Below are 19438 nucleotides of genomic sequence, written 5' to 3' on the forward strand. Positions count from 1 at the left end.
CCCCCCACGGACACCGGTGGCCGGGTCCACCCCCGCCGCGGACCCGCGGGACCCGGGTCCCGCGTCTGGCCCAGTCCAGCGCGCGCCCGCGCACGGTGTGTGACCAGACTGTTGCACATGGCAGAGCGAGAGCGCCGTACGACCACCAAGGAGCCGGGCCGGCGCACGCCGACGAGCCGACGCTCCCGGGAGACCGGCCCCGAGGAGGCGGCCGGACGGGCCTGCGAGCGGCTCGCCGCACTGATCTCCCATCCGCCCGAGGGGGTCTCCGCCGTGTGCCGGGAGGAGGACGGCTGGCGGGTGAACGTGGATGTCCTGGAGGTCGCCCGGATCCCCGACACCACCAGCCTGCTGGCCACGTACGAGGTGAACCTCGACGGCCATGGCGAGCTCCGCGAGTACCGGAGGGTCCGCCGCTACCGGCGCGGCGCGGCCGACGACTGCTGACCCGCAGCGCGCAGCGCAACCGAAGGGACGGTCCAATCATGGTCGCCACCTACACCGACGAGGTCGTCGTCATCCCACGGGCGGGCACGCTCTACGACGTCATGGAACTCATCCTCGACCGCGGCATGGTGATCGACGTCTTCATCCGGGTCTCCCTGGTCGGTATCGAGATCCTGAAGATCGACGCCCGGATCGTGGTCGCCAGCGTGGACACCTATCTGCGCTTCGCCGAGGCATGCAACCGCCTGGACCTGGAGTACAACAGCAGCATGACCGTGCCCGAGCTGTTCGGCGGCGGGGGCGGGGGCGGGGGCATGGCCAAGAGCGTGGGGAAGCGGAAGGCCAAGAAGGCGGTCGGGGCGGTGGGCGAGAAGGTCAAGAAGGCCGTCGGCGCCGGTGATGACGAGGACGAACACGACAACGGGGACGAACACGACGAGGACGACGAGCACGCGTACGCGGAGTCCCGTCCCCGCAGACGCCCCACGAGCCGTTCCCGCCGCCGTTCCGAGGAGGACTGACCGATGGCCGCCGCACCACAGCCCACGCCCGGGAGCACCGCAGCGGGTGTGTACGTCTACGGCGTGGTCCGCGCCGGTCATCGGGTGCCCCCGGGCCGCACCGGGGTCGGTGAGCCGCCCGGCGACGTCCGTACGCTGCCCGTCGGTGAGCTGGCCGCCGTCGTCGGCGACGCCCCGGACCGGCTGCGTGCCAAGCGCCGCGACCTCCTGGCCCATCAGGATCTGGCGCTGGCCCTGGGGAGGGACGGCCCGGTGCTGCCGATGCGCTTCGGGATGGTCGCCCCCGACGAGGAGTCGGTACTGCGGCAGCTGCTGTCCTCGCAGCAGGACTGTCTGGCCGCGCTGCGGCGCGTCGAGGGCCGCGTCGAGATGAACGTCAAGGCGATCCCGGCGCAGGGCGATCTGGAGTCGCTGGTGCGCGAGGACCCGGAGGTGGGCCGCGCCCGGGCCGCCGCCCGCGGCGCCCCGGGCTACGAGGCGAGCATCCGGCTCGGTGAGGCCGTGGCGCGCGGGCTGACCCGCCGGGCCGCCGCCGTGGCGTCCGGGGTGGTGGCCGAGCTGTCCGCCCTGGCGGACGCGCGGGTGGCCGGACCCGAGGTGCCCGGCTGTGTCCTCAACGCGTCCTTCCTCCTCCCCCGGAGCGCCACCGGGCGCTTCGAGGAGGCCGTCGGGCGGCTGGCGGCCCGGCACGGGACCCGGGTCGAGCTGCGGCTGACCGGTCCGCTGCCCTGCTACAGCTTTGTGGAGGGCGCATGGGCGTCCTGACCGAGGTGGTACTGCTGCCACTGGCGCCGGTGCGGGGTGTGGTGTGGGTGGCGGAGCAGCTGCGGGACGCCGCGGAGCGGCAGCTGAACGATCCGGCGGTGGTGCGCGCCAGGCTCGCCGCGCTCAACGAGGCGCTGGAGAGCGGGGAGATCGGCCCCGAGGAGTTCGAACGTGAGGAGGACCGGCTGCTGGATCTGCTGGAGCGGCCGGACTCCGCCGGCCGGTCGGGGGCGAGGCGGCCGTGACCGAGCTCGACACGAGATGGGAGCGGCCGGAACCCACCGGTCCGACCACCTCCAACCTCGCCGACATCCTGGAACGCGTCCTGGACAAGGGCATTGTGATCGCCGGGGACATCAAGATCGACCTGCTGGACATCGAACTGCTCACCATCCGGCTGCGGTTGTTCGTCTCGTCCGTCGACACCGCCCGCAAGGCGGGGATCGACTGGTGGGAGACCGACCCCGCGCTGTCCTCCCGCGCCGCGCACGACGCCCTGGCCGCGGAGAACGCACAGCTGCGCGAGCGGCTGCGGGCGATCGAGTCCGCCGAGTCCAACGCGGCCGACAGGAGCACGGCATGACGACGGTCCAGGACACCACCCTCACCTATGCCTTCGCCGTCTGCCGCCCCTCCGGAGAGCGGACGGCGGCGGTGCTCGGCGGGCTGGCCGGTGTCGGCCCGCCCGCCCCCGTCCGTACCCTCGCGATGGGTCCGCTGACCGCCGTGGTCCAGGACGTCCCGGCCGCCGACTACGCCGAAGAGGCCCTGCGGCAGCGGCTGTCCGACCGCGCCGAGCTGGAGCGCTGCGCCCGCGCCCACCATGAGGTGATCACGGCGGCCATGGCCGCGGCACCGACCGTTCCGCTGCCGCTGGCCACCCTCTACCGCGGTGATGAACGGGCCCGGGAGGCGCTGCGCGCACGCGAGGACTCCCTGCTCACCGCCCTCGACCGGATCACCGGCCGGGTCGAGTGGGGGGTGAAGGTCTACGCCCTCGCCGGAGGGCCCGCCACCCCCGCGTCCGCCCCGGGCGCCGCGGCGGCCACCGGCCGCGCCTATCTGGAACAGATCCGCAGCCGCCGGCGCGGCCGGGAGGAGCGCCAGGGCGCGGCGCTCCGAGCCGCCGAGCGGGTGGACACCGTGGTGCGGGGCCTCGCGGTGGCCGCGCGGCGGCTGCGCCCGCACGGGGCCGAGGTGACGGGCCCACGCCGCACCCATGTGCTCAACGCGGCGTATCTCATGGACCGCGGGCGGGAGCGGCAGTTGCGCGCCGCGCTCGCCTCGCTCGGCCGGGACGAGGCGGCCGTCGAGATCGAACTGTCCGGCCCCTGGGCCCCCTACTCCTTCGCCGACGGAGGTGCCGCGCCATGACCGTCGCCGCCTGGGGTTCGGCCCCCGCCGAGACCTATGGGCCCATCGGGGTACCGCTGGTGGATCTGCTGGACCGGGTGCTGGCCACCGGGGTGGTGGTCAGCGGTGACCTGGTGATCGCCATCGCCGAGGTGCCCCTCGTACGGCTGTCCCTGCACGCCCTGCTGTCCTCGGTCAACGAGCGTGTCGCCGCGCCGTGGACCGACTCGGGCCCGCTGTGACCGGCGCCCGGGTCGATATCGACCAGGAGGCGATGGGCCGCGATCTGGTGGCGCTCGTCCTCACCATCGTGGAGCTCCTGCGGCAGCTGATGGAACGCCAGGCGCTGCGCCGGATCGACGCGGGCGATCTCACCGATGAGCAGGTGGAACGGATCGGCACCACCTTGATGCTGCTGGACCGGCGGATGGCGGAGCTGCGCGAACAGCACGGTCTGGAACCGGAGGACCTCAATCTCGACCTCGGCCCGCTCGGCACCCTGCTCCCCCGGGACTGAATCCCGCCCCGGGCGTGCGCCGGTCCGCTCCCCCGTCGGCGGACCGGCGCGCGCGGGTCAGGACGGTTCCCCGGCGCTCACTCCTCGCTGACGACCATGATCGCGTTCCCGTCGGGGTCGCGGAACGAGAACATGGGCGGCACGGGGGCGCCCCAGCGCATGACCTCCGGGTCGGTGTCCACTCCGGCCTTCCGCAGCGTGGCGTGGTCGGCGTCGATGTCCTCGGAGGTGAGGATGATGCCGGTCTCGGTGCTGGGCCCGGAGCCGGAACCACCGGCGTCCTCGCAGTTCCGCGGGAGCACCAGCGCGATCCCGGCCCCGCCGCCCGACGGCCCGACCTCGATCCAGCGGTTGCCCTCGCCGAACGGGATGTCGGCACGCTTGTCGAAGCCGAGCGTGCCGACGTAGAAGTCCAGCGCCCGGTCCTGGTCGGTGACGGTGACGGCCACCCGGCCCAGCTCGCTGAGCCGGGTGCCCTTCGTGGTCTCGGTCATGGGGAACCTCCCTGGTGTGCGGCTTTTCCCTTAAGACCGCGGGGCACCGGAAAACTCATCGCTCGCACCGACGGATTTTCCGGCCGGTTTCCCCTGCCGGTCCGGACCCCCTGGGGCTCAGCCGTCTCAGCCGTCGACGAGGCGCGCGGCGTTGTCGTCGTAGCGGTTGCCGGCGATCTCCTGGGCCGGTGCGGCGGCGTCGATCGCGGCGAGCTCCTCGGCGGACAGCTCGATGTCCAGCGCCCCCAGGTTCTCCCGCAGATAGCGCTCCCGGCGGGTGCCCGGGATCGGCACCACATCGTCGCCCCGGTGCTGCACCCAGGCCAGGGCGAGCTGACCGGCGGTGACGCCCTTGTCGGCGGCCAGTGCGCGCAGCCGCTCCACGATGGCCAGGTTCCGGTCCAGGTTGCCGTCGGCGAACCGGGGCTGGCTGCGGCGCAGGTCCTTCTCCTCCAGCCCGTCCAGCGAGGTGATCCGGCCGGTCAGGAAACCGCGTCCGAGCGGCGAGAACGGCACCAGGCCGATGCCCAGTTCACGGCAGACCGGGGCGATCTCCGCCTCCAGGTCCCGGGTCCACAGCGACCACTCGCTCTGGAGCGCGGAGACGGGGTGGACGGCGTGGGCGCGGCGGATGGTGTCCGCGCTCGCCTCGGAGAGCCCGAGGAAGCGCACCTTGCCCGCCCGGACCAGCTCGGCCATCGCGCCGACGGTCTCCTCGATGGGCACGTCGGGGTCGACGCGGTGTTGGTAGTAGAGGTCGATGTGGTCGACACCGAGGCGGCGCAGCGAGGCGTCGCACGCCTGCCGTACGTACGCCGCGTCGCCCCGGATCCGGGCCTGCTCGCCCAGCCGGTTGGCGAAGCCGAACTTGGTGGCGATCACCGCCTGGTCCCGGCGGCCGGTCAGGGCCCGGCCGATCAACTCCTCGTTGTGCCCCGCGCCGTAGAAGTCGGAGGTGTCCAGAAGGGTGACGCCGAGATCGAGGGCACGGTGGATGGTCGCGATCGACTGCTGGTCGTCGGAGTCGCCGTAGGCGTGGCTCATCCCCATGCAGCCGAGCCCCTGCGCGGAGACGTTCAGCGAGCCGAGGTTGCGGGTGGGAAGCGGGGTCATGGGTGTACCTCCTGGAAGCGATGCTTCTCGCGGTCGTGTCGATCACGCTAGGAGCTGGAGCGCACTCGAAGTCAAAGACCGGGAAAACGGCCGCGACCCGGCACGGTGTGCACCCCCGAGAGCACACCGGGCCGGGTCGCCGTTGCCCCTCGCCCCGTAAGTACGAGAGGCGGGTCCTGGCCGACCTTCCGTCGCTTCCTACTCCGTGGCGATGGCGTTCAGGACGTTCATCCGGGCCGCGCGGAAGGCCGGGATCAGCGCCGCCACCAGGCCCACCACGGCGGAGCCGATGAAGACCGTGAGGATGGTCGGCCACGGGATCTCCAGGGTCTTCAGACCCTCGAGCGCCAGCAGCTTCTGCGCGGTCGCGCCCCAGCCCATCCCGAGCCCGAGGCCCAGCAGGGCGCCGAAGAGCGCGATGACCACGGACTCCAGACGGATCATGCGGCGCATCTGGCGGCGGGAGAGGCCGATGGCGCGCATCAGGCCGATCTCACGGGTCCGTTCGACGACCGACAGGGCCAGGGTGTTCACCACACCGAGGATGGCGACGATGATCGCCAGGGCGAGCAGACCGTAGACCAGGTTGAGCAGCTGGCCGATCTGGTCCTCCATCATCTTCTTGTAGTCGGTCTGGTCGCGGACCTGGATGCTCGGGTACTCCGCCAGCTGCTTCTTGAGCGAGGCGTACGCCTGGTCCTCCTGGCCGTCCTTGGCCGTTCCGAGGACCATCGTGTCCGTCGGGATCCGGTCGGCCGGGACATAGCGCTGGACGGTCGCGATGCTGAGGTACATCGCCCCCTTGTCCAGGGAGGTGTCGTCCGAAGTGATCGCGGCCACGGTGAGCTTGGCCTTCCGGCCGTGGTCGAAGGCGACGGTCACCGTGTCGCCCTTCTTCACCTTGTGGTCCTTGGCGAAGCCCTCGGGCAGCGACATGGCGTTCTCGCCGTAGGCGTCGCCGAGCGAGCCTTCCACTACCGGGCTCCGCAGATCCTCCGCGTAGGTCGGGGTGGCGGCGGACAGATCCTTGCCGACCGTCTTGCCGTCCGGCAGCGTCAGCCGGGCGTTGCCGATCACCTTCAGATGGCTGATGTGGTCCAGGCCCTTGGCCTTCTCCATCGCCTTCTCCATCCCCGGGGTGATCGCCTTGCCGGGGCCCTTGGGCTGGACGATGAAGTCCGCGCCGACCGACTTGTCCAGCTCGTCGCTGGCCGAGGCGACCATCGAGGAGCCGACCACCGACAGACAGGCGACCAGGGCCAGACCGATCATCAGGGCCGCGCCGGTGGCGCCGGTGCGGCGCGGGTTGCGCAGCGCGTTGCGCTCGGCCAGCCGGCCGACCGGGCCGAAGATCCGCAGGATCACGGCGGCGAGCACCCGGATCACCAGACCGGCCAGCAGCGGGCCGATCACGATGAAGCCGACGAGGGTCAGCAGCACACCCAGGCCCAGGAACATCGAGCCGTCGGTCGCCTTGTCCGCGCTGCCCGCGGCGAACAGGGCGATGGCCCCGGCCGCGGTGAGCACGGTGCCGATCACGGCGCGGATCCGCCCGGCCTTGGCGTCCGCCGGGGTACCGGCGTCGCGCAGCGCCGCCATCGGGGAGATCTTCGACGCCCGGCGGGCCGGGATGTACGCGGCGATGACGGTGACGACGATGCCCACGCTGAGACCGACGATGGGCGTGGCGGGCTTCACCGTCAGCTGGTCGGTGCTCAGATGCAGACCGGCGCTGCCCATGATCTTCATCAGCCCGACCGCGAGCCCGACACCGGCGAGCACCCCGAGGACCGAGCCGATGATGCCCAGCAGCAGCGCCTCGATCAGCACCGAGCGGTTGATCTGCTTACGGCTGGACCCGATGGCCCGCATCAGCCCGATCTCCCGGGTGCGCTGGGTGACCAGCATGGAGAAGGTGTTGACGATCAGGAAGATGCCGACCAGGACGGCGATACCGGCGAAGCCGAGCATCGCGTACTTCATGATGTCGAGGAAGGAGCCGATGTCGTCCTCGGCCTCCGCACTGGCCTCGGCCTTCGTCTGCACCTTGAATCCGGTGCCGAGCTCGGCCAGCACGTTCTTCTTCAGCTGGTCGTTGCTGATGCCCGGCTGGGCGGTGAGCGCGAAGCTGGTGAACGCCTCGGCGCGGCCGAGCAGCAGCCGCTGGGACGAGGGGTTGTCCATATAGAGGACGGTGGAACCGGGGTTGGTCACCTGGAAGGTGACCAGACCGACGACCTTGGCGCGGAACTCGCCGGGGATGGCGATCACCCGCAGCTCGTCACCGATCTTCACCTTCTTGGACTTGGCGGTGTCGGCGTCGAGCATCACCTCGGTGGGACCGCGCGGCGCGCGGCCGGAGGTGAGCTTCACCGAGCGGTGCTCGGTCGGGTCCCAGTTGGTGCCGATGGTGGGGGCACCGGAGCTGGGACCGATGTCCTTGTTCTTCTTGTCGACGACGGTGATCTTCTGGCTGGTCGCGTCTCCGGCCACCGACTTGACGCCCTTGACGCCCTCGAGCCGCTTCTTCTCGGCGGCGGGCAGCGTCTCGATCCGGGTGCTGGTCTGCGAATCGTCGCCGTTGTTGGCGTTCTTCGGGCTGACCGTGATATCGGAGGAGGTGGCCGCGAAGAGCTTGTCGAACGTGGCGTTGGTGGTGTCGGTGAAGACCAGGGTGCCGGAGACGAAGGCCACCGACAGCAGGACGGCGATGGCGGAGAGCGCCATCCGTCCCTTGTGCGCGACAAAGTTGCGCATCGAGGTCTTGAGGACGGTCATGACACCCGCCCGCGCGCGTCGAAGCTCTTCATGCGCTCCAGGACCAGTTCGGCGGTCGGGTTGTGCATCTCGTCCACGATCCGGCCGTCGGCCAGGTACAGCACGCGGTTGGCGTAGGAGGCGGCGACCGGGTCGTGGGTGACCATCACGATGGTCTGGCCCAGTTCGTCCACCGAGCGCCGCAGGAAGCCCAGGACCTCGGCGCCGGCCCGCGAGTCCAGGTTTCCGGTCGGCTCGTCACCGAAGATGATCTCGGGCCGGGCGGCCAGGGCACGGGCCACGGCGACGCGCTGCTGCTGACCGCCGGAGAGCTGGTTCGGCCGGTGCTTGAGCCGCCCGGCGAGGCCGACGGTCTCCACCACCCGGTCCAGCCAGGCACGGTCCGGCTTACGGCCCGCGATGTCCATCGGCAGCGTGATGTTCTCTATCGCGTTCAGCGTCGGCAACAGGTTGAACGCCTGGAAGATGAAGCCGATGCGGTCCCGGCGCAGCTTGGTGAGCTTCTTGTCCTTGAGCCCGGTGATCTCGGTCTCGTCGATGAAGATCTGGCCCGAGGAGACGGTGTCAAGACCGGCCAGGCAGTGCATCAGCGTGGACTTGCCGGAGCCGGAGGGGCCCATGATCGCGGTGAACTGGCCGCGGGCGATGTCCACGTCCACATGGTCCAGCGCGACCACCCGGGTCTCCCCCGAGCCGTACGCCTTGACCACCTGTCGTGCACGGGCGGCGACGGCCGTATGTCCCCCGCTGCCCCCGGTCTTGGGAATCGATACAGCCGTTGTCACGGTGACTCTCCTCGATATGTGTTGGCGATCCCGGTTCCCTGATCGCTCACGGCATCCAGCCTGCCGAGCCCGGGGAACCGCCGCGATGGTGCCTGGCTCCGTGTTCGCGGTGGGGACAGCCCCACCCCCGTGGTCGCGCTGCCCGTAGCAACACTAAAGAGCGGATGAGCCCGCCTCCTCCTCCGCCGGAACGAGCCACGGGTAGGAGGTACGGGTGGACATCCCCTAGGGGTCTCAGCCCTGAGGGGGAGCCGGTCTCCGGGTCGATCCTGCACCCTGACCCTGGGTGAGGCTCAATTCCGGGGGTGCAACAGCCCGTATGCAACCTTCCCCCGGTCCGGCCCGGCATGGAAGGGTGGGTCGTACAAGAATTCCGGACGTCAGCCGGACGCCGGAGGCGGCCGGACCCCGGAGGGCGGCCGGGCGCGGTCCGGCGGAAGGAGTGCGCCACGGTGGGCGGCACCGCACCACGGCCAACGGACGCGGAACCCACTCCTCCGGCCTCCGGGGCGGCCTCGGCGACACCACCGAGCGCCCGTGAGCGCCGCCCGGTCGTCGCCGCCCTGATGCTCGGTATGGCGCTGGCCGCCCTGGACTCGACCGTCATCTCCACCGCCGTTCCGCAGATCGTCGGTGACCTCGGCGGCTTCTCCGTCTTCTCCTGGCTGTTCTCCGGCTATCTGCTCGCCGTGACCGTCACCCTCCCGGTCTACGGCAAGCTCTCCGACACCTTCGGCCGCAAACCGGTACTCCTCACCGGCATCGTCATCTTCGTCTCCGGCTCGCTGCTGTGCGCCGGGGCCTGGAACATGGCCTCCCTCATCGCCTTCCGGATCGTCCAGGGGCTGGGCGGCGGCGCGCTCCAGGGCACCATCCAGGTGATCGCCGCCGATCTCTATCCGCTCAAGGAACGCCCGAAGATCCAGGCCCGGCTCTCCTCGGTATGGGCGGTGTCCGCGGTGGCGGGCCCGGCGATCGGCGGAGTGCTCGCCGGATACGCCGACTGGCGCTGGATCTTCCTGATCAACCTGCCGGTCGGGGCGCTGGCCTGGACACTGATCGCCCGTCATCTGCACGAGCCGGAGCGGTCCGCCGGGCACCGGCCGCGGATCGACTGGGCGGGTGCCCTGGCCGTCTTCGCCTCCGGCGGACTGCTGCTGACCGCGCTGGTCCAGGGCGGGGTGGCCTGGGACTGGCTGTCGGCGCCCTCGCTGGCGCTGCTGGCGGGCAGTGCGGTGTGCGGGGTGGCGACCGTGGTCATCGAACGGCGGGCCGCCGAACCGATCATCCCGGGCTGGGTCTGGCGGCGCCGGACGATCTCGGCGGTCAATCTGGCGTTCGGCGCGCTCGGACTGCTGATGATCGCCCCGACGGTCTTTCTGCCCACCTACGCCCAGTCGGTGCTGGGGCTCGGTCCGATCGCGGCCGGGTTTGTCCTCTCCGTGATGACGCTGAGCTGGCCGATCTCGGCCGCGTGCAGCAACCGCGTCTACAACCGCATCGGCTTCCGGCGCTGTGCGATGACCGGGATCGGGGCCGCCGCGCTGGTCCTGGCCGTCTTCCCGTTACTCCCCTACCCCGGGGCCGCCTGGCAACCGGCGCTGATCACGCTGGCGCTGGGGGCGGCCCTCGGGCTGTTCCAACTGCCGCTGATCATCGGGGTGCAGTCGTCCGTCGGCTGGTCCGAGCGCGGCACCGCGACCGCCTCGATCCTCTTCTGCCGCCAGGTCGGCCAGAGCGTGGGCGCCGCGCTCTTCGGCGCCGTCGCCAACGCGACGCTGGCCGCACGGCTGACCGAGGCCCCGACCGCCATCCGGACCGGGCTCCCCGACGACCTCGACGGGGTCTCCCACGCCCTGGACCACCCGGCGGCCCTCAGCGACCGGGCCGCGGACTATCTGCGCCGGGCGGTGGACACCGCCGTCGACCACGTCTACCTGGGCGCCGCCGCCGCGGCACTCGTGGCCCTGCTGGTCCTCACCTTCCTCGCCCCGCGCACCTTTCCGGTCCCCCCGGAGGAGGAGGCCACGGAGCGAGAGCCGTGAGCGGCGGGCAGCGGGCGGGCGTCGACCCGCGTGGTGGGTGGTGCGACCCGTCCGGGAGGCCGCTGAACGCCCCCGCTCGGGGCGGCCGTACCGCCCCCGGGCCGGTCAAGCCCGGCGGGCGGGCATCACCCACCGCGGGTTTCGGCGCCGCCGGTCGCTGAACCCGGCCTCCGCACCGAAGAGCAGCACCCCCGCCCCTGCCGGACGGCGAGCGGGCTGTCGTCGCACCGGAACCAACGGCGGTCGGTACGCCCCCTCCCCGGGAGGTCATCGCTCAACGCCCCCGCCCGACGACAGCCGTACTGCCCGGGACGGCCAGCCCCGGTGACCCCGCCAACCGGCCGTACGCCCCGCATACCCGTGAGCGCCGAACACGGCACCCCGGGACCAGCCGCACTCGCAGGCCATACGGCCCGAACCCCCCGCCAACCGCCACCCGACGGACAGCATGCGGAACGCCGCCGCGACAACCGCCGCCGCCCCGCCACGCCCCCGGCAGGGCCCGGCGCACCGCGCGGCGGGTACGGAACGCCGCCGCGACAACCGCCGCCGCCCCGCCACGCCCCCGGCAGGGCCCGGCGCACCGCGCGGCGGGTACGGCCGCATCGCCGTACCCGCCGCGCGTCCCCGGCGTTCCGGGCCGGAGGCCAGGTCGCTCAGGACTCGGGGCTCAGCTCCGGGTGGGAGTTGGGGCCGGGGTCGTCGGACACCGGCTTGCCCGTCAGGGCCGCCAGGCTGCCTCGCACATGCTCCAGGTGGGCCTTCAGCTCCTCGCGCCGGTCCATGTGCTCGCGCAGCGTCCGCTCGGTCTCCCGGGCGAGGCGCTCCTCGCGGGCCCGTGCCTGGGCGACGATCTCCGCCGCCTGCGCCTGCGCGTCCTCCTGGCGCAGCCGCGCGGCCTGCTCGGCCATCGCGTACTCCCGCTTGGCGTCGGTCAGCCGGGCTTGTGTGAACTCCTCCAGCTGGGCCAGCCGGGCGGTCATCGCGCTGTCCCGCTCGGCCAGTTCGCGGCTCGCCGCCTCCCACCGGTCGCCGTGCTCCCGCTCCTGCCCGACCAGGACCGCGGCGGTGCGCTGCCGCATGTCCTTGAGCGCGGACAGCGCCTCGCCCCGCCACTCCTTGACGTCCTGGCGCGAGACCGCCCGTACCTCCTCGACCTCGGCCTGGGCCGCCTCCAGGGCGCTGCGCGCCGACGCCTCGGCGGCCTCGCGCACCCGCTCGGCCTCGTCGCGCGCCTCGTCCCGCACCCTGCGGGCGTCGGCCTGCGCGATCTCCCACTGCTCCTGCGCCCACGCCTCGGCCTGCGCGCGCAGATGGGTCTCCTCCTCCTCGGCCGCCATCAGGATGAGCTGGGCGCGGTCGCCCAGCGATTCATACGTCTGGGGGGCCAGCTGGGAGACCGCCTCGCGCAACCGCTCCGCGTCGGCGGACAGCTCATTGGCGAGCACGGTGAGGCGCGCCGCCCGCTCCCACGCCGCGTCACGCGCCTGGGACAGCTCCGCCACACAGCGGTCGACCTGCACGGGACGGTAGCCGCGGCCCCGTCCGACGATGGTGAAGCCCTGTGGTGACACCGATGCGCCCATCCTTGGAACCCCTTTTGTCCGGCATGCAACGCGCTTCGGCGCACATCTTGATGGATCGCCCCTAATCACCCATAACGCGACACTCCGCCCAGCTGTCCTCGTGGCGAGGACCGGGACCCGCTCCGGCCCGCCCGCGGAATCCCCCGGTATCCCGCCGGAATCCGGTGACAACAACGACGAGGCGCCCGCCCCCGTCACGGGGGTCGGGCGCCTCGATCGGGCTGCCGGCGCTGCCTGCTGGACTACGTCAGAGCAGGCCGTCCCACATCTGCTCAAGCAGCACCGACCACCAGTTGTCCGGTGCGGACAGCGCCGCCGGGTCCAGGGCGGCGAGCTGAGCCTGGAAGTCGACCGTCCAGCGGCCCGCCTGCTCGGGCGTCAGCCCGTAGCGCAGCCGCCACATCCGGCCCAGCAGCCCCATGCAGCGCACGAACTCCGGCAGACCGGTGTTCACGAACTGCGCCGGCACCGGCTGCGCCACCGCCTCCAGGGGGATGGCCACGATGTGCGCGGTGCCGTACTGCACACACAGCTGACGGCCGAAGTCATTGCCCATGACCAGGTACGACCCGGCGTCGGCCGCGGGCTGCACCCCGCGCTCGGCCGCCAGCTCGGCCAGCGTCGGCACCGGGCGGCCCGGCTGGGCCTGGGCCCAGAAGAACGGTCCGAAGTCCACCGGGAGGCCCGCCCGGACCAGCGTCTGCGCGACCACGTCCGGTACGCCCATCCGGGAGACCGCGCGCTGGTCGAAGCGGAACACACCGGGCCCGAACGCCTGACCCAGCTCATGCGCCAGACCCTCGGGCGGAACCGGCGGCACCGGCTGCACCTGGCTGGGGTGCGGCAGCGGCACCCGGTTCGGCGCCGGACGGGCCGGGCCGTCCGCGACCTGGTGCAACTCGCCCTGGTGCTCCAGCAGATGGCGGACGCCCTGCTGGCGGGTGGCGTGGTCACGGCCGTACGGCGCGGTGTGGCTGATGCGCACCTGTGGCCAGGACTCGCGGATCATCCGGGCGCAGTAACCGCCCGGCAGATCACAGGACTCCAGCTCGGTGTGGAGCTCCAGCACCTGCTGCGGCGGGACGTTCATCGACCGCAGCTCATGCAGGATCTGCCACTCCGGATGCGGGGTGCCCGGCGCGGAACGGCGGATGAGCTGCTGCTCCGAGCCGTCCTGGGCGCGGTAGCGGAGGACCGCCATATAGCCGGGGCCCACCGTCGGCTGACCGGGCGGCGGCTGCGGATACGCGTATCCGGGCGGGGCCATTCCGGGGGCCGCGGCGCCGGGGGGCGGGGCCATCCCGGGCACCGGAGGACCGGTCGGCGGAGCCATACCGGGGGCGCCGGGAGCACCGGGAGCGCCCGGGGCGCCGGGGCCACCGGCCAGCATGGTCGCGGCGGCGTGCACACCGTCACCGGGAACGCCGGGAGCGCCCGGCGCACCCGGGGCGCCGGGCGCACCGGGGAACGGAGGCGGCGGCGTCGCGGAACCACCCGCACCGGGGACCCCGGGTGGGCCGGGCGGCTGCGGGCCGGATGGGGCAGCGTGACCGGGAACGCCCGGGGCGCCGGGCGGAGCCGGGAAGCCGGGACCGCCCGGACCGGGCGGCGGCGTCTGACCGGGAGCACCGGGTGCGCCGGGCTGACCGGGACCGCCCGCCAGCATCGTCGCCGCGGCATGCACATGGCCGCCGCCGGGAGTGCCCGGGGCACCGGGCGCCTGGGGCGGCTGCGGAGCACCGGGCGGCGGGGTCTGACCCGGAGCACCGGGAGCACCCGGCGTACCAGGGCCACCGAGCGCGGCGGGCTGGCCGGGGCCACCCGCCAGCATCGTCGCCGCGGCATGCACATGGCCGCCACCCGGAGTGCCCGGAGCACCGGGCGCACCCGGACCGCCCGGCGGCGGGGTCTGCCCTCCGGGTCCCGCGTCGGGGTCGAGCTGCGAGACCAGCTGGGTCGGTACATAGCCCCCCGCCGGAGCGCCCGGGGCGCCGGGCCCGGACGGGGCGGGCGGCGGTGACGGGGGCGGCGGGGTCTGCCCGCCCGCGCCCGGCCGGGCGCCGGGCGCACCCGGGGCGCCGGGCGGCGGCGGAGGCGTCGGGCCGCCGGGTGTCGCCTTGCGGGTGGCCTCGTTCGCGATGTCGGCCGCGCCGGGAGCGGCGCCGGACGCCGGACCGGCGGCCGGACCCGCGCCCGCGCCCTCCGGGAGGTCGACCTGCGGGGCGATGGCCGTGGGCGGCAACGCGCTGCCGCCGGACAGCAGCTCGGTCTTGGCGTCCGGCCGTACGCCCGGCGGTGGGGTGTCCTCGTCGTCGGAGCCCGCCAGCGGCGGGGCGAAGACCGTCGCGGGCGGCGCGACCGAGCGATCGCCGTCGTCGCCCCTGGAGTTGATGTCGGCCCACGGCGTACCGCCGGAGGGCACCGACGCGGCGGAGGAGCTGGACGAAGAGGATCCGGCGGACGAAGCGGAAGCGGCCGGGGCCGGAGCGCCCGGCACCGGCGGCGCGTCCTGCCGCCCCCCGCCCCCGGACCCGGCCGAAGCCGCGCCCGCGGGCGCGGCGTCCGACCGCTGGTCGGGGATGTCCAGCCGCTGGTCCGGCAGACTCATCGCGTCCGCCGCCTCCTGCAACCACTCCGGCGGGGTGAGCAGGAAGGACGTGGCGTTGAGGTCGATGCGGTCCTGGCGCCCGCCGGTGGTGTCCGCGGGGGCGGCATCGGCCGTCGCCCCGTACGTCTCCTCGTAACGGCGGATCACCTCACCGACCGGCAGTCCCGGCCACAGCGTGGTGTCACCGCTGTCGCGGGCGATGACCATCCGCGCGCCCTCGGTGGCCTCGTCCGAGACCGGACCGTCGGGCCGGTCCTCGGCCCAGACCACGAACCCCAGGTCGAACTCCCGGACCCGTACCTCGCGCTGCTGATAGGCGGGCACATCGGCGTTGATCCAGAGTTCCGCGCGCTCCTGCGCCTGTGCGAAGGTCACCATCGCGCTCACTCCTCCACCGGGACGGCGTACGCGAATCCGCCGTCCACCATCAGGTTCGCCACGGTGTCCAGCTCCGGCGGATTGCCCGCCAGCCGCAGCAGGAAGGCGTCGAAGTCATCGCCGCACGGCAGCATGAGCTCCGTCACCCGGTCCTGGACCGTCCAGCCGTCGCGGTCCCGCGCGTCGTCGTACGCGCAGAACCACACCGAGCCGATCGCGTCGCCCTTCACCTTCACCGCGATCACCCCGCCCTGGACGAAGCCGACGCCCAGATAGTCCTTGGTGAAGTGGTCGCGCAGACACTTGTTCATGTACACGAGGTCGTTGACCGCGGCCTCGTCGCGCACCGTGAAGAAGGGCTGGTCGATCAGCAGCCCCAGCTCCGGGTCGAGCGCCGCGCCGACCGGTGCGCAGCCGCCCGCCGCCTTGAGGTAGGAGCGGTACGCGTCGGGCAGCCGGTAGCCGAGGTCCTCCTCGACGCCCAGCACCTGCTCCTCGGTGACCGAAAGGCCGCGCACGGGCAGCCCGAAGTGGATCGGCCGGGTCTCCTGGAGGGGGCGGGTGCCGCGCTTGTTCTGGTCGACCGGCGCGGTGGCCAGTCCGCCGTGGTGCCGCAGCAGCGCCTTCACCTCGACCGGGATCAGCTCCATCCGGCGGGTGCCGGCGACGTGGTGCCAGGTCCAGCCGTGCGGGGTGGCGACCGGCGTGGAGTCCTTCCACAGTTCGTGCCCGGCGGCGAACTGTGCCGCGTTCGCCGAGACGTAGTCGGTCAGCCGCAGCTCGTCGACGCCGAACCCCTCCGGGGGCTCGGCGATTTCGGCCGCCGCGCGAGCATAGGGCGAGAAGTCCGGATAGCCGTTTTCGTCCACTCGGACGCCCTTGGGGTGGCGAGCGGCCCGGACCGGATCCGGAAAGTGCACGACCTGCCCGGCGTAGGCCGTGTTCGGTGGCGCGGCTTGCTGCCCGAGCCGACCTGTCGTCATGGCGGTTGCCCCCTGCTGATGCTGTCTACTGCCCACAGCCTATGTGGTGGCGCAATGGGCGGAGCCGGTCGGTCGCCCGGCCGCCCCCGTCCCGGCGCACGGCCACGGGCCCGACGCGCCGCCCACCTGGCGGTACAAGCCCGGACTACCGCACCTCCCGGCACATTTGGCACTCTGATCACTGCAACCGGGGGGATTGCGGCAGGGAGGGAATCACCACATGCACACCACGCGGAACAGCGGGAGCGGCAACGACGCCGCCCCCGCGGCCGGCGATCCCCGGCTGGGATGGAGCAGCGTCGACCCCGACGCCGGGCCGCCCCCGGTGCACCACCGGCGCGACGGCATCCTGCCCGCGGTGGCCGCCGCGCTGTCCGTCCGCGGCGAGACCCTCACCTGCACCGGAATCAAGGGCGATCTGCCGCCCACGCTGCACCCCCTGGTCAAGGAGTTCCTCGACGCGCTCCCCACCGGCCGGCGCGAACGCTTCACCGGCCGCTGCGCCGAGGTGATCCTGCTCTCCCGCCATCTGACGGCCTTCGAGGCGAGCCGCTCCAAGCGGGCCTCCCGCAAACCGCTCAGCCAGGGCGAGGCCCGCCGCTCCCTCAAGCACGCCAAGCTCACCACCCGCCGCATCCGCGAGGCGGGCGACCCCCAGCACGGCAGCTACGCCCCGCCCTGTCTGTCCTGCACGGCGCTGCTGGCCCACTTCGGCGTACGGGTCGTGGGTGAGACCGAGTGAAACAGGCATACGGCCGCAGGGACGTCACCCGCTTCCCCATCGCCGTCGACGCCGCGCTGCGCGAGGCGGGCTGGGAGCCCGGCCGCTGGGACATCCGGCGCGCCGAGGTCTGGGCCGACTCCCTGCGCGCCCACACCTCCCCGGCCGGACACCAGCACGCGGTCTTCCCGGCGGCCGTCGAGGCGTGGGCGGAGTTCGGCGGACTGGAGGTGCGGCCGCCCGCGGCGGGGCGGCAGATCGCCCCGACCCCGTTCCGGATCGACCCGCTGCCGGGCCTCCATCTGGCCCGTACCCTCGGCGACTTGGGGCGGGCGCTGGAGACGGAGGTCTGTCCGCTGGGCGAAGAGGCGGACGGACAGGCGCTGCTGGCCATCGACGCGGAGGGGCGGGTCTACAGCCTGGACCACTGCGGTGACTGGTATCTGGGCGCAAGCGTGGACGCGGCGCTGGCCACCCTGGTCACGGGCACCCTCCCGCCGAGGTTGCCCCGGGCGTAGCCCGCCCGAGCGGCGAGCCCGCCGACCTGCCGGTACGCCGCGACAACGACCCTCCGGCCCTCGGGAAGCCGCGGAATACCCACGCGGGGGGCGGCGGGTACGCCGCACGAACGGTCCTCCTGTCACGACCGCGCCGGCCTCCCGGCACCGCGGTCCCGCACGCCCACCGGAACCCGCTCCGGAAAGCCGCCGAATACCCACGCCGGGGCGTGCGGAACGCAACGCCGATACGCGGGTACGACGCGACAACACCCCACCGGCCCGCGGCCCACCGCACCTCGCGCCACCGCGCCGCACGGGCGCGCTATGCGGTCTTGGCGCGCTCCACGTCCTTCAACTCCCCGGCGGCGTCCGCGGACTCCGCTTGTTCGGCGCCCGTGCGGTCCGGGATGATCGCCGAGACCCGGAAGCCGCCCGCCTCGGTCGGGCCCGATACAAAGCCCCCGCCCAGCGTGGAGACCCGCTCGCGCATGCCGACCAGGCCATTGCCCCCGCTGGGCAGTCCGGCGTCCGCCGCGCCGCGTTCGCTCGGGCCGTTCTCCACCAGAACCGCGATCTCCTCGGCACGATGGGCGACCCGTACCCGGGCGCTCGCGCCCGGGGCGTGCTTGTGGACGTTGGTGAGCGCCTCCTGCACCACGCGGTACGCGGTCTGCTCCACCGGCGACGCATAGCGCCGCTCCTCGCCCTCCACCGAGAGCTCCACGGTCATCCCCGCCGCGCGCGACTGCCCGACCAGCGCGTCCAGCTCCGCCAGGCGCGGCCCGTCCAGGGGCTCCGCCTCCCGCGCCGCCGCCCCCGCGGCCTGCGCGGCGGCCGACGCGGCCACCGCCACCGCGGCCAGCGGCACCCGCTTCTCCTCGGGGGCGGCCGGAGCGGCCGCGCCCCCGCCGGACCGCTGCCCGTCCTCGGAGCGCAGCACCCCCAGCATCTGCCGCAGCTCGGTGAGTGCCTGCCGCCCCATGTCGCCGACCAGCGCCGCGTTCTTCGACGCCTTCTCCGGGTCCTTCAGCGCCACCGCCTGGAGCGCCGCCGCGTGCACCACCATCAGGCTCACCCGGTGCGCCACCACATCGTGCATCTCGCGGGCGATCCGGGTGCGCTCCTCGTTGCGGGCCCACTCGGCCCGCTCCTCCGCGCGGTCCGCGAGCAGCGACAGCTCGCGCTCGAGCCCGTCGGCCCGCTCCCGCAGACTCTCCACCAGCCGCCGCCGCGCCCTGACGTACAGCCCGAGCAGCACCGGCGGGGCGGTCATCCCCAGCGCCATCGTCACCGAGACCAGCGGCACTACCCAGAGCCCCGGATCCCAGACGCCCTTCTCGATGTCCTGCTGGAAACGGATCATGGTGATGATGAGCGTCCCGGAGCCCGCCATCCCGGCGAGCACCGCTGTGATCCGCCGCGGCACCTCGGAGGCGGCCAGGGTGTAGAGGCCGACCACGCCGAGCAGCAGACCCATCTCGGCCGGGGTGACGGCGATCATTATCAGGACGACGGCGATCGGCCACCGGCGCCGCACCACCAGCGCCGAGCCGACGACGATCCCGAGCAGCACCCCGAGCACCGCGGGAATCCGGGCGTCATCGGCGAAAACGACACCCTCCGCGGCGCACTCCGCCGCCGACGCGATGGCGAGACCCACATCGAGCACCATGCTCCGCCGCCGCGACCACCACCACGGACCGGCGGGCGTACCCCGCGCGCTCGCTGCCTCGACTACCCCCGTAGCACTCATAGCGACCAGACTACGGCCGTGCCGCAATGGAATTCCCCGGGACACGGCGGGGTGAAGGACACTCGAACGGCGGACAGCGCCGCGCCCCGGA

General features: G+C 73.1%; 19 protein-coding genes. 11 read left to right on the forward strand and 8 right to left on the reverse strand.

Translation table 11 applies throughout. The annotated features are described in order from the left end of the window. Positions 1-117 precede the first annotated feature (117 nt). The 8 genes from AC4BEG_RS12430 to AC4BEG_RS12465 are packed head-to-tail and all read left to right on the forward strand — an operon-like array spanning position 118 to position 3603. The gene (locus AC4BEG_RS12430) at positions 118-447 is read left to right on the forward strand and encodes a gas vesicle protein GvpO (protein ID WP_490705951.1); all 330 of its coding nucleotides are present in this window, start codon (positions 118-120) and stop codon (positions 445-447) included. 38 nt (positions 448-485) lie between these two features. Further along, positions 486-968, forward strand: a complete 483-nt coding sequence (gene gvpJ, locus AC4BEG_RS12435) for a gas vesicle protein GvpJ (protein WP_490705952.1) — start codon at positions 486-488, stop codon at positions 966-968. A gap of 3 nt (positions 969-971) precedes the next feature. Further along, on the forward strand, positions 972-1733 hold the full coding sequence (locus AC4BEG_RS12440; protein WP_490705953.1) for a GvpL/GvpF family gas vesicle protein: 762 nt from the start codon (positions 972-974) through the stop codon (positions 1731-1733). Continuing rightward, a complete protein-coding gene (locus AC4BEG_RS12445; protein ID WP_490705954.1) occupies positions 1721-1978 on the forward strand; it encodes a gas vesicle protein GvpG in 258 nt (85 codons plus the stop codon). The genes AC4BEG_RS12440 and AC4BEG_RS12445 overlap by 13 nt, the downstream gene beginning before the upstream one ends. Next, the gene (locus AC4BEG_RS12450; RefSeq protein ID WP_490705955.1) at positions 1975-2316 is read left to right on the forward strand and encodes a gas vesicle protein; all 342 of its coding nucleotides are present in this window, start codon (positions 1975-1977) and stop codon (positions 2314-2316) included. Before AC4BEG_RS12445 ends, AC4BEG_RS12450 begins: the two co-directional genes overlap by 4 nt. Continuing rightward, complete coding sequence (locus AC4BEG_RS12455) at positions 2313-3107, forward strand: GvpL/GvpF family gas vesicle protein (protein ID WP_490705956.1); 795 nt, start codon at positions 2313-2315, stop codon at positions 3105-3107. Before AC4BEG_RS12450 ends, AC4BEG_RS12455 begins: the two co-directional genes overlap by 4 nt. Further along, positions 3104-3328: a gas vesicle protein gene (locus tag AC4BEG_RS12460; RefSeq protein ID WP_490705957.1), complete on the forward strand. Its 225-nt coding sequence runs from the start codon at positions 3104-3106 to the stop codon at positions 3326-3328. Before AC4BEG_RS12455 ends, AC4BEG_RS12460 begins: the two co-directional genes overlap by 4 nt. Continuing rightward, the gene (locus tag AC4BEG_RS12465; protein WP_490707071.1) at positions 3325-3603 is read left to right on the forward strand and encodes a gas vesicle protein K; all 279 of its coding nucleotides are present in this window, start codon (positions 3325-3327) and stop codon (positions 3601-3603) included. Before AC4BEG_RS12460 ends, AC4BEG_RS12465 begins: the two co-directional genes overlap by 4 nt. Before the next feature lie 77 nt (positions 3604-3680). On the opposite strand, the gene AC4BEG_RS12470 is transcribed toward AC4BEG_RS12465, so the two are convergent. The 4 genes from AC4BEG_RS12470 to AC4BEG_RS12485 form a co-directional block, all read right to left on the reverse strand. Continuing rightward, positions 3681-4097: a VOC family protein gene (locus AC4BEG_RS12470; protein ID WP_490705958.1), complete on the reverse strand. Its 417-nt coding sequence runs from the start codon at positions 4095-4097 to the stop codon at positions 3681-3683. Between the two features lie 126 nt (positions 4098-4223). Continuing rightward, positions 4224-5210 carry an aldo/keto reductase gene (locus tag AC4BEG_RS12475; RefSeq protein WP_490705959.1) on the reverse strand — a complete coding sequence of 329 codons (987 nt, stop codon included), beginning with the start codon at positions 5208-5210 and terminating at the stop codon, positions 4224-4226. A 198-nt stretch (positions 5211-5408) separates the two neighbouring features. Then, positions 5409-7988 carry an ABC transporter permease gene (locus AC4BEG_RS12480; RefSeq protein WP_490705960.1) on the reverse strand — a complete coding sequence of 860 codons (2580 nt, stop codon included), beginning with the start codon at positions 7986-7988 and terminating at the stop codon, positions 5409-5411. Next, the gene (locus AC4BEG_RS12485) at positions 7985-8773 is read right to left on the reverse strand and encodes an ABC transporter ATP-binding protein (RefSeq protein WP_490705961.1); all 789 of its coding nucleotides are present in this window, start codon (positions 8771-8773) and stop codon (positions 7985-7987) included. The genes AC4BEG_RS12480 and AC4BEG_RS12485 overlap by 4 nt, the downstream gene beginning before the upstream one ends. A 452-nt stretch (positions 8774-9225) precedes the next feature. On the opposite strand from AC4BEG_RS12485, the gene AC4BEG_RS12490 reads away from it, so the two are divergent. Further along, positions 9226-10818 carry an MFS transporter gene (locus AC4BEG_RS12490; protein WP_490705962.1) on the forward strand — a complete coding sequence of 531 codons (1593 nt, stop codon included), beginning with the start codon at positions 9226-9228 and terminating at the stop codon, positions 10816-10818. Between the two features lie 656 nt (positions 10819-11474). Here the strand turns inward: AC4BEG_RS12490 and AC4BEG_RS12495 are convergent. The 3 genes from AC4BEG_RS12495 to AC4BEG_RS12505 all read right to left on the reverse strand — a co-directional run bounded on the left by AC4BEG_RS12495 (position 11475) and on the right by AC4BEG_RS12505 (position 16373). Then, positions 11475-12404: a cellulose-binding protein gene (locus tag AC4BEG_RS12495; protein ID WP_490705963.1), complete on the reverse strand. Its 930-nt coding sequence runs from the start codon at positions 12402-12404 to the stop codon at positions 11475-11477. Positions 12405-12651: 247 nt separating this feature from the next. After that, positions 12652-15390, reverse strand: coding sequence for an SUKH-4 family immunity protein (locus AC4BEG_RS12500; RefSeq protein ID WP_490705964.1), 2739 nt, complete (start codon positions 15388-15390; stop codon positions 12652-12654). Positions 15391-15395: 5 nt separating this feature from the next. After that, positions 15396-16373, reverse strand: coding sequence for an SMI1/KNR4 family protein (locus AC4BEG_RS12505; protein ID WP_490705965.1), 978 nt, complete (start codon positions 16371-16373; stop codon positions 15396-15398). 220 nt (positions 16374-16593) lie between these two features. Between AC4BEG_RS12505 and AC4BEG_RS12510 the strand changes: the two genes are divergently transcribed. Continuing rightward, the gene (locus tag AC4BEG_RS12510) at positions 16594-17115 is read left to right on the forward strand and encodes a YwqJ-related putative deaminase (protein WP_490705966.1); all 522 of its coding nucleotides are present in this window, start codon (positions 16594-16596) and stop codon (positions 17113-17115) included. Further along, on the forward strand, positions 17112-17612 hold the full coding sequence (locus AC4BEG_RS12515; RefSeq protein WP_490705967.1) for an SUKH-3 domain-containing protein: 501 nt from the start codon (positions 17112-17114) through the stop codon (positions 17610-17612). Before AC4BEG_RS12510 ends, AC4BEG_RS12515 begins: the two co-directional genes overlap by 4 nt. A gap of 304 nt (positions 17613-17916) precedes the next feature. Here the strand turns inward: AC4BEG_RS12515 and AC4BEG_RS12520 are convergent, their stop codons facing one another. Next, positions 17917-19347: a sensor histidine kinase gene (locus AC4BEG_RS12520; protein ID WP_490705968.1), complete on the reverse strand. Its 1431-nt coding sequence runs from the start codon at positions 19345-19347 to the stop codon at positions 17917-17919. Positions 19348-19438: the final 91 nt, after the last annotated feature.

The organism is Streptomyces sp. JLBJ103 (assembly GCF_058215575.1).

Coding starts and splice junctions, on each gene's coding strand:
- AC4BEG_RS12430 (WP_490705951.1), top strand. CDS start 118: ATGGCAGAGCGAGAGCGCCGTACGACCACCAAGGAGCCGGGCCGGCGC.
- AC4BEG_RS12475 (WP_490705959.1), bottom strand. CDS start 5,210: ATGACCCCGCTTCCCACCCGCAACCTCGGCTCGCTGAACGTCTCCGCG.
- AC4BEG_RS12455 (WP_490705956.1), top strand. CDS start 2,313: ATGACGACGGTCCAGGACACCACCCTCACCTATGCCTTCGCCGTCTGC.
- AC4BEG_RS12520 (WP_490705968.1), bottom strand. CDS start 19,347: ATGAGTGCTACGGGGGTAGTCGAGGCAGCGAGCGCGCGGGGTACGCCC.
- AC4BEG_RS12495 (WP_490705963.1), bottom strand. CDS start 12,404: ATGGGCGCATCGGTGTCACCACAGGGCTTCACCATCGTCGGACGGGGC.
- AC4BEG_RS12440 (WP_490705953.1), top strand. CDS start 972: ATGGCCGCCGCACCACAGCCCACGCCCGGGAGCACCGCAGCGGGTGTG.
- AC4BEG_RS12500 (WP_490705964.1), bottom strand. CDS start 15,390: ATGGTGACCTTCGCACAGGCGCAGGAGCGCGCGGAACTCTGGATCAAC.
- gvpJ (WP_490705952.1), top strand. CDS start 486: ATGGTCGCCACCTACACCGACGAGGTCGTCGTCATCCCACGGGCGGGC.
- AC4BEG_RS12445 (WP_490705954.1), top strand. CDS start 1,721: ATGGGCGTCCTGACCGAGGTGGTACTGCTGCCACTGGCGCCGGTGCGG.
- AC4BEG_RS12480 (WP_490705960.1), bottom strand. CDS start 7,988: ATGACCGTCCTCAAGACCTCGATGCGCAACTTTGTCGCGCACAAGGGA.
- AC4BEG_RS12510 (WP_490705966.1), top strand. CDS start 16,594: ATGCACACCACGCGGAACAGCGGGAGCGGCAACGACGCCGCCCCCGCG.
- AC4BEG_RS12505 (WP_490705965.1), bottom strand. CDS start 16,373: ATGACGACAGGTCGGCTCGGGCAGCAAGCCGCGCCACCGAACACGGCC.
- AC4BEG_RS12460 (WP_490705957.1), top strand. CDS start 3,104: ATGACCGTCGCCGCCTGGGGTTCGGCCCCCGCCGAGACCTATGGGCCC.
- AC4BEG_RS12470 (WP_490705958.1), bottom strand. CDS start 4,097: ATGACCGAGACCACGAAGGGCACCCGGCTCAGCGAGCTGGGCCGGGTG.